General features: G+C 74.2%; 9 protein-coding genes. 2 read left to right on the top strand and 7 right to left on the bottom strand.

What is annotated here, in order from left to right; genetic code table 11:
* Window positions 1-20: 20 nt before the first annotated feature.
* Together ACFUK0_RS38625 and ACFUK0_RS38630 are read right to left on the bottom strand one after the other, a co-directional pair.
* Window positions 21-932, bottom strand: coding sequence for an LPXTG cell wall anchor domain-containing protein (locus ACFUK0_RS38625; protein ID WP_380258491.1), 912 nt, complete (start codon window positions 930-932; stop codon window positions 21-23).
* Between the two features lie 117 nt (window positions 933-1,049).
* Complete coding sequence (locus ACFUK0_RS38630) at window positions 1,050-1,979, bottom strand: hypothetical protein (RefSeq protein ID WP_380258493.1); 930 nt, start codon at window positions 1,977-1,979, stop codon at window positions 1,050-1,052.
* Between the two features lie 103 nt (window positions 1,980-2,082).
* On the opposite strand from ACFUK0_RS38630, the gene ACFUK0_RS38635 reads away from it, so the two are divergent.
* On the top strand, window positions 2,083-2,454 hold the full coding sequence (locus ACFUK0_RS38635; protein ID WP_380258495.1) for a YbjQ family protein: 372 nt from the start codon (window positions 2,083-2,085) through the stop codon (window positions 2,452-2,454).
* 71 nt (window positions 2,455-2,525) lie between these two features.
* Complete coding sequence (locus ACFUK0_RS38640; protein WP_380258497.1) at window positions 2,526-3,764, top strand: NAD(P)-binding domain-containing protein; 1,239 nt, start codon at window positions 2,526-2,528, stop codon at window positions 3,762-3,764.
* Here the strand turns inward: ACFUK0_RS38640 and paaE are convergent.
* Genes paaE through paaA form a run of 5 tightly spaced genes read right to left on the bottom strand, consistent with a single transcriptional unit; the run spans window position 3,752 to window position 7,600 of the window.
* The gene (paaE, locus tag ACFUK0_RS38645; RefSeq protein ID WP_380258499.1) at window positions 3,752-4,834 is read right to left on the bottom strand and encodes a 1,2-phenylacetyl-CoA epoxidase subunit PaaE; all 1,083 of its coding nucleotides are present in this window, start codon (window positions 4,832-4,834) and stop codon (window positions 3,752-3,754) included. The genes ACFUK0_RS38640 and paaE overlap by 13 nt on opposite strands.
* Window positions 4,835-5,329, bottom strand: a complete 495-nt coding sequence (gene paaD / locus ACFUK0_RS38650; protein WP_380258501.1) for a 1,2-phenylacetyl-CoA epoxidase subunit PaaD — start codon at window positions 5,327-5,329, stop codon at window positions 4,835-4,837. It lies immediately after the preceding gene.
* Window positions 5,330-5,370: 41 nt separating this feature from the next.
* Window positions 5,371-6,252, bottom strand: coding sequence for a 1,2-phenylacetyl-CoA epoxidase subunit PaaC (gene paaC, locus ACFUK0_RS38655; protein WP_380258503.1), 882 nt, complete (start codon window positions 6,250-6,252; stop codon window positions 5,371-5,373).
* A gap of 14 nt (window positions 6,253-6,266) precedes the next feature.
* Window positions 6,267-6,560: a 1,2-phenylacetyl-CoA epoxidase subunit PaaB gene (gene paaB / locus ACFUK0_RS38660; RefSeq protein ID WP_380258505.1), complete on the bottom strand. Its 294-nt coding sequence runs from the start codon at window positions 6,558-6,560 to the stop codon at window positions 6,267-6,269.
* Window positions 6,557-7,600, bottom strand: coding sequence for a 1,2-phenylacetyl-CoA epoxidase subunit PaaA (gene paaA, locus ACFUK0_RS38665; RefSeq protein ID WP_380258507.1), 1,044 nt, complete (start codon window positions 7,598-7,600; stop codon window positions 6,557-6,559). The genes paaB and paaA overlap by 4 nt, the downstream gene beginning before the upstream one ends.
* Between the last annotated feature and the right edge of the window lie 217 nt (window positions 7,601-7,817).

The raw sequence follows: 7,817 nt of genomic DNA on the forward strand, positions 1-7,817 counted from the left end.
ACGGCCGGCCCGGCCCGGTGTCAGGCCGCCGGGCCGGCCTTGCGGCGGCGGGAGACGTACACCGCACCGGCGCCGAGGGCCACGGCCGCGCCGCCCGCGAGGGCGAGCGGGGTGGCGGCGGCCGCGCCGGTGTCGGCGAGGGCCGCCGAGGAGGTGTCCGTGGCCGTGCTGGTGCCGTTGCCGGCGCTGGTGCTGGTGCTGGTGCTGGTCTTCGGTGCGGGCGACGGCGACGGGGTGGCCGTCGGCGTGGCCGTGGCGGACGGCGTGCCGGCGGGCGTGGTGTCGGCGACCGGCACGACGGCCGGGGCCGAGGACGGCGAGGCGGCCGGTGCGGCGGCGGCCGCTGCCCGGGCGTCGGCGAGGGCCTTGTCGGCGGCGTCCCGGGCCGCCAGCGCGGCCGCCGTCGACTGCTGGATGCGGCTGAACCCTTGGACGGCCGAGACCTGCGCGTCGCCGGCGGCCGTGTGAGCCGCGGTGTACTCGGCCTCGGCGACGTGCTTCGCGTCATTGGCCCGCACCGCCCCGTCGCGCGCGGTGTTCAGGGCCTCGGACGCGGCGGCCCGTTCCTCATCGGTGCTGGCGGCGGCGAGCACGGCGGTCGCGTCCTCGACCGCCTTGTCGGCGGCCTTGGCGGCGGCATCGGCGGCCTTGGCGGCGTTCAACGCCTCGTTGGCCCTGGTCCAGAGCGGCTGGGGGGTGTTGAGGTAGTCGGACAGTGCCTTCATGGCGGACTTCTCGATGGCGAGGGCACCCTCGTACGCCTTCTGCGCGTCCGCCGCCGCCTGCTCCAGCCGCGCGAGGTCGGCGGTGCCGTCCGGCTGCGAGCTGGCCGGCGAGGTGCTGTCGGCAAGAGCGGGGCCGGCAGCGAACAGCATGGCGGGTGTCATCACAGCGGCCATGGCGGCGGTGGCGAGCGTGCGGCGGACGTTCATGAAAGGGCCCTCCCCTGGGTTGGACACACCTGGGCCCCACCACCGCGGTCGTGCGCATGCGGCGGAGCCGGGGTGATCATATCCAGGAAAGTTGAACATGTTCAAAGAGATTTGCCGTCAGCGACGGTAGCCCCGCTGCGAGTCGCGCTCCTCGGCGTCCTCGTACGGGAGGAACCAGCCCTCGGGGTGGGTGGCGGCGATCAGGTCCTCGGTGCGGCCTGCGGCGTCGGAGGCGGGGTCGCCGTCCTCGGGACCGTAGACGCCGAACAGCTCGTCGAAGCAGCCGTCCCAGTCGTAGTCGTACAGGTCGGCCGGGAGGTCGCCCATCATGTCGGCGACGGACTCGGGCTGGGCACCGAGCAGGTTGCGGGCGTCCGCGAGGGCCATCCGCAGCGCGATGTCCTCGGCCGGACAGCGCGGGAGCGGCCACTCACCGAGGGCCAGGTCGTCGGCGAGGTCGTCGAAGGCGCGGGCCATCGAGCGGCGCCAGTTGCGGTGCAGGATCCAGGTCCGGACGGGCAGCCGGCCGAACACCGCCCACTCGTGCTCCTCGCCGTCGGTCACCGGTTCACCCTCGTGCTCCTCCAGGTCGTCGTAGGCGGCGTCGGCCAGGCCGAGCAGCTGGGCGTGCAGCAGGCAGGCGGTACGGGGGGTCAGCGTCCAGTCGCCGACTCCGCCACCGCCCTCCTCGTCGCCGTCGAGCGGGAACAGCTCGGCGAAGTCGGGGGCGAAGTCCTCGGTGACGCTGATCTCCAGGGTGCCGCCGAGCGCGTCGACACCGGGCATCGCGGCGACCAGGCGGTCCGGGTGGAGCAGCACGCCCAGCGCGGCGTTCGGGTCCTCGGAGACCTCGCGCAGCAGGTCACGGCGCTGACCGGCCGGATCGACGCCCTCGAAGTCGAGCTCCTCGACAGCCGCCCGGGCGGCCGCTCGCAGCGCCGGCCAGTCGGTGATGCGCAGGCCCAGCACCACCGTCGCCTCGATCTCCTGCGCGCCGGAGTCCTCCGTGGCGCCCTGCCCCTGCGGATGATCGCTTCGCTCGCCCATGCGCCTACGGTACGGCCTTTCCGGCGTCCGATCACCGGTCTGTCCGACCTTCGGGCCCCCGCTTCCTGTGGCGGCGCGCGGCCAGGTGGGGAGGATGGGGGATATGAGCAATCTTGACGAGTACGGCGGCGGGCAGGGTCCGAACGACCAGGTCCTGGTGGTGACCACGAACGAGGTGCCCGGATTCCGGGTCGACCATGTGATCGGCGAGGTCTTCGGCCTGACGGTGCGCAGCCGTCACGTCGGCAGCCAGATCGGCGCCTCGCTGAAGTCGCTGGTGGGCGGTGAGCTGCGCGGTCTGACGAAGACGCTGGTGGCGAGCCGCAACGAGGCGATGGAGCGGCTGGTCGAGCAGACCAAGGCGCGGGGCGGGAACGCGGTGCTGGCCATGAGGTTCGACGTCACGGAGGCTGCGGACGTCGGAACGGAGGTCTGCGCGTACGGCACGGCCGTGGTGATGTCCCCGGCGGTCTGAGCGGTCTGAGCGGTCCGAGCCGCGGGGTGGGGAGGCGGGAACAGGTCCGGCCGGACCGATGTTTCACGGTCGTGACTGTTTACGGTGCAACGAATGTCGACGTCGTGGTGATCGGCGCCGGCCAGGCGGGCCTGTCCGCCGCCTACCACCTGCGCCGACGCGGTTTCGCCCCCGCCGGCCCCTCCGGCGGCCTCTCCGCCGACGGGGCGGCTGGGGGGACGGGTGGGGGCGAGGGCACCTTCGTCGTGCTGGACGCCGACGACGCACCCGGCGGGGCCTGGGCGCACCGCTCGCCTTCCTTGAGGATGGCCACCGTCCACGGCTTCCACGACCTTCCGGACTTCGAGCTTCCGCCGCCGGATCCGGCCGCCCCGGCGCGCGAGGTGGTGCCGGGGTACTTCACGGCGTACGAGGCCCGGCACGCGCTGCCGGTCGTACGCCCGGTGCACGTACGGGAGGTGCGGCCGCAGGCGGACGGGCGGCTGCTGCTGGAGACCGACGCCGGAGCCTGGTCCGCACGGGCGCTGATCAACGCGACGGGCACCTGGACCCGCCCCTTTCTGCCCCACTACCCCGGGCACTTCGCCGGGCGGCAGCTGCACTACGCGGACTACCGGGGCCCGGAGGAGTTCGCCGGGCGCCGTGTGGTGGTGGTCGGCGGGGGCGCCTCGGCGATCCAGGTGCTGTCGGAGGTGGCGGAGGTCGCCGAGACGGTCTGGGTGACCCGGACACCGCCGGTGTACCGGGACGGCCCCTTCAGTCCGGAGGCCGGGCGGGCGGCGGTGGCGATGGTCGAGGAGAGGGTCCGCCAGGGGCTGCCGGTGCGCAGCGTGGTGAGCGTGACCGGACTCGGCCCCTCGGTCGCCTACCGGCGGGCCCGGGACCTGGGGGCACTGCGGCGTCGCCCGATGTTCGACCGGCTGACCGAGCACGGCGTGGCCTGGGGCGACGAGGAGCTGGCGGTGGACGCGATCGTCTGGGCCACCGGCTTCCGCCCGGAGATCGGCCACCTCGCGCCGCTGGGGCTGCGCGACCCGGGCGGCGGCATCCGGATGGACGGCACGCAGGCCGCCGTCGACCCGCGCGTGCACCTGGTCGGGTACGGCCCCTCGGCCAGCACCGTCGGCGCCAACCGGGCCGGCCGGGCGGCCGTGAACGGGATCGTCCGGCTGCTCGGCGACCCGGCGAAGGCGGCCGCGGCGGACCGGGTAGTCCCACCGGCTGCACCGGCAGCGGTACCGGCTCAGGCCTCAGCTCAGGTCTCAGCTCAGGCACCGGCCCGGGTGCCGATGGCGGCTCAGCGGTCGTAGTCGACCGTCACCCGGTCGGTCACCGGCCGGGCCTGGCAGGTCAGCACGTACCCCTCGGCCAGTTCCTTCTCCTCCAGCGCGAAGTTGCGCCGCATCACGACCTCGCCCTCCGTCACCAGTGCCCGGCAGGTGCCGCAGACGCCGCCCTTGCAGGCGAACGGCAGATCGGGGCGGGAGCGCTGGGCGCCGTCCAGGATCGACCGGTCGCGGGGCAGCGCGAGCGTGCTGCCCCGGCCGTCCAGGACCAGGGTCACCTCGCTCAGCCCGCCGTCCGCTGCCGCCTCGGCGCGGTCGGCGCGGTCATCTCGCTCGGCGACCGGCTCGTCCTCGGCGTGGAACAGCTCCTGGTGCACCCGCTCCCCCGGCACCCCGAGGCCGGCCAGCAGCTCCTTGGCGCCCGCCACCATGCCGTACGGGCCGCAGAGCCACCAGTGGTCGACCTTCGGCACGTCCACCAGGGCGCCGAGCAGCGCGCCGACCCGGTCCGGGTCGAGCCGGCCGGTGAGCAGCTCGGCGTCCCTGGTCTCCCGGGAGAGCACGTGCAGCAGCTGGAACCGGCCGAGGTAGCGGTCCTTCAGGTCGGCCAGCTCGTCGGCGAACATCACGGTGTCACTGCGCCGGTTCCCGTAGAGGAGCGTGACCCGGGACGTCCGGTCGGCGGCCAGCACGGAGCCGGCGATCGACAGCATCGGGGTGATCCCGGAGCCGGCCGCCAGCAGGACGTGCTCGCCGGGGATGCCGGTCTCCGGGCTGAAGAACCCGCTCGGCGGCAGCACCTCGACCTCCTCGCCCGGCCCGGCGTCCCGCACCAGCCAGCGCGAGAACAGCCCGCCGGGCACCTCCCGGACGGCGATCCGCAGCGCCCCGCCGGCGGGGGCGCAGATCGAGTACGAGCGGCGCTCGTCGACCCCGTCCACCACCCGGCGCAGGGTCAGCGTCTGACCGGGCCGGAACGCGAACTCCTCGGCGAGGGCCGCGGGCACGTCGAAGGTGACCGCGACGGCGTCCTCGCAGAGCCCCTCCACCAGGGCGATCCGAAGGGGGTGGAAGACCGGACGGCGGACGGTCATTCAGATCTCCTTGATCCGTTCGAAGGGCTCGCGGCAGCCGCGGCAGCGCCACAGCGCCTTGCACGCCGTGGAGCCGAAGCGGGACAGCTCCTCGGTGTCGGCGCTGCCGCACTGCGGGCAGCGGACCTCCGCGCGCCTGGTCGGTCCGAGTCGGAGCAGCGGCGTCCGGGTGGGCCCCACGGGCTCCGGCGGGGCGATTCCGGCCTCCGCGAGCTTGCGGCGCCCCTCCTCGGTGATCCGGTCGGTGGACCAGGGCGGATCCAGCCGCAGCCGGACCCTGACGTCCGGGCAGCCCGCCGCCCGCAGCCGGGCGTCCACGTCGGCCGCCATCTCGGCAACCGCCGGACAGCCGGAGTAGGTCGGCGTCAGCCAGGCCGTCACGCTCACGCCGTCGGTCTCGACCTCCGCCAGCACACCCAGCTCGGCGAGGGTGAGCATCGGCAGCTCCGGGTCGGGGACGGCCGCCGCGATGTCCCACGCGATCACCGCGGTCATGACGCCGGTCCCGGTCCTCGTGCTCGTCGTGCGCGCTGTACTCACCACGTCGCCCCCGGATTCGCCCGGGCGACCACCTGGAACTCCGCCAGCAGCGGGCCGAGCGCCTCGGTGTGCACGCCGTCGCGCCCGGAGCGGCCGCCGACCGCCGCCAGCGGCCGGGACCCGGGCACGGTCAGCCCGGCCTCGGCGAGTACGGCGGTGAGCGCGCGCAGCACCGGCTCGCGCAGGGCCGCCGGGTCGGCGCCGGCCCGCAGCTCGACGGGGTGCGGGGTGAACAGCTCGTCCAGCAGCGGCCAGACCGCGTCCAGCCCCGCCTGCATCCGCTCCGCCGAGTACGGCGTGCCGTCGCCCAGGCGCAGTACCCAGGCGGTGGCGTACTCGCGGTGGTAGGCCAGCTCCTTGACCCCGCGCGCCGCGACGGCCGAGAGCACCGGATCGGGGTGCGCGGCCAGCGCCTCGTACAGGGCGCCGCGGGCGGTGGCGAAGAGCAGCAGCCGGGCGACCGAGTACGCGAAGTCGCCGTTCGGCGCCTCGACCAGGCGGACGTTGCGGAACTCGTGCTCCTCCCGCAGGTAGGCGAGGTCGTCCTCGGTGCGGCCGGTGCCGTCGGCCTGCCCGGCCCGGGTGAGCAGCAGGCGGGCCTGGCCGAGCAGGTCCAGGCCGAGGTTGGCGAGCGCGACCTCCTCCTCCAGCTCGGGCGCCCGGGTGCACCACTCGGTCAGCCGCTGGGCGAGGATCAGCGCGTCGTCACCGAGCATCAGGCAGTACGCGGCCAGGTCCGCGCCGTCCAGACCCGGCGGCACGGCGGTGTCGACGCCGAGCAGCGGGTCGGCGAAGCCCGTCCCGTACGCCCAGCGGGCCTCGCCCTCGGGCCCCGGGCTCGCCTCGGAGAGGGTCAGGTACACGTGGTCGTCCGTCATGCGGTGCGCTCCCGTCAGATGTGCGGGACATCCTCGGGGATGTCGTAGAAGGTCGGGTGGCGGTAGACCTTGTCACCGCTGGGCGCGAAGAACGGGTCCTGCTCGTCGGGGGTGGAGGCGGTGATCGCGTCGGAGCGGACCACCCAGAGGCTGACGCCCTCGTTCCGGCGGGTGTAGAGGTCGCGGGCGGACAGCAGGGCCATCCGGTCGTCGGACGCGTGCAGCGAGCCGACGTGGACGTGGTTCAGCCCCCGCCGGGGGCGCACGAACACCTCGTAGAGCGGCCAGCCGGCCTGGATCCCGTTCATCGTCCGTCCTCCGTCGCTCGCCCGGTCGCCTGCTCCGCCGCCCGTTCCGTGGCCTGTTCCGTCGCCTGTTCCGTCGCCTGCTCTGCGGCGGCGCGTCCGGCCTCGGCCCTGCGCTTCTCCGCGTACGCCGTCGCCGCCTCGCGGACCCAGGCGCCGTCCTCGTGGGCCTGGCGGCGGCGCTCCACCCGCTGGGTGTTGCAGGGGCCGTCGCCCTGGATGACCCGCTTGAGCTCGGACCAGTCGGGCTCGCCGAAGTCCCAGCTCGCGCGTTCCTCGTTCCAGCTCAGCGCGGGGTCGGGGAGGGTGACGCCGAGGTGCTCGGCCTGCGGTACGGACATGTCGACAAAGCGCTGCCGCAGCTCGTCATTGGTGTGGCGCTTGATCCGCCAGGCCATCGAACGGGCGGTGTTCGGCGAGTCGTCGTCCGGCGGGCCGAACATCATCAGCGACGGCCACCACCAGCGGTCCACCGCGTCCTGGACCATCCGGCGCTGCCCGTCGGTGCCGCGCATCATCGTCATCAGCAGCTCGTAGCCCTGCCGCTGGTGGAACGACTCCTCCTTGCAGATCCGCACCATCGCGCGGGCGTACGGCCCGTACGAGCAGCGGCAGAGCGGCACCTGGTTGCAGATGGCGGCGCCGTCCACCAGCCAGCCGATCACGCCGACGTCGGCGAAGGTCAGCGTCGGGTAGTTGAAGATCGAGGAGTACTTCTGCCGGCCGGACACCAGCTTCTCGGTCAGCTCGGCGCGGTCGACGCCCAGCGTCTCGGCGGCGGCGTAGAGGTAGAGGCCGTGACCGGCCTCGTCCTGGGCCTTCGCCAGCAGGATCGCCTTGCGGCGCAGCGACGGCGCCCGGGTCAGCCAGTTGCCCTCCGGCTGCATGCCGATGATCTCGGAGTGCGCGTGCTGGGCGATCTGGCGGATCAGGGTGGCCCGGTACGCGTCGGGCATCCAGTCGCGGGGCTCGATCCGCTGCTCGGCGGCGACCACCTCGTCGAACCGCTCGGCCTGCGCCGGCTCCGCCACTTCTGCTGTCACCACGGCTCTCCTCGCTCTGTCGGGTGTGTGGTCGGTCCGGCCGAACGGCGGCGGCCGACCTCAACCGACTGACCGTTCGGTCGGTTCCATTGTGCGCGGTGCGGCCATGCTCTGACAAGGCTCGGCAGCCGGGGGCTCGCGGGGTCGGCCGACTCCGGACGCCCGGGGCCCGGGGGTGGTCCCGCTGTCCGGCGGCGGCATCGAGCCTCCGGACAGC

Source organism: Kitasatospora sp. NPDC057223 (assembly GCF_042669755.1).
Taxonomy (GTDB): Bacteria; Actinomycetota; Actinomycetes; order Streptomycetales; family Streptomycetaceae; genus Kitasatospora.

Excerpts from the sequence above, each read along its gene's own strand:
- ACFUK0_RS38635 (WP_380258495.1), top strand. The coding sequence starts at position 2,083 with ATGAGCAATCTTGACGAGTACGGCGGCGGGCAGGGTCCGAACGACCAG.
- ACFUK0_RS38630 (WP_380258493.1), bottom strand. The coding sequence starts at position 1,979 with ATGGGCGAGCGAAGCGATCATCCGCAGGGGCAGGGCGCCACGGAGGAC.
- paaC (WP_380258503.1), bottom strand. The coding sequence starts at position 6,252 with ATGACGGACGACCACGTGTACCTGACCCTCTCCGAGGCGAGCCCGGGG.
- paaB (WP_380258505.1), bottom strand. The coding sequence starts at position 6,560 with ATGAACGGGATCCAGGCCGGCTGGCCGCTCTACGAGGTGTTCGTGCGC.
- paaD (WP_380258501.1), bottom strand. The coding sequence starts at position 5,329 with ATGACCGCGGTGATCGCGTGGGACATCGCGGCGGCCGTCCCCGACCCG.
- paaE (WP_380258499.1), bottom strand. The coding sequence starts at position 4,834 with ATGACCGTCCGCCGTCCGGTCTTCCACCCCCTTCGGATCGCCCTGGTG.
- ACFUK0_RS38625 (WP_380258491.1), bottom strand. The coding sequence starts at position 932 with ATGAACGTCCGCCGCACGCTCGCCACCGCCGCCATGGCCGCTGTGATG.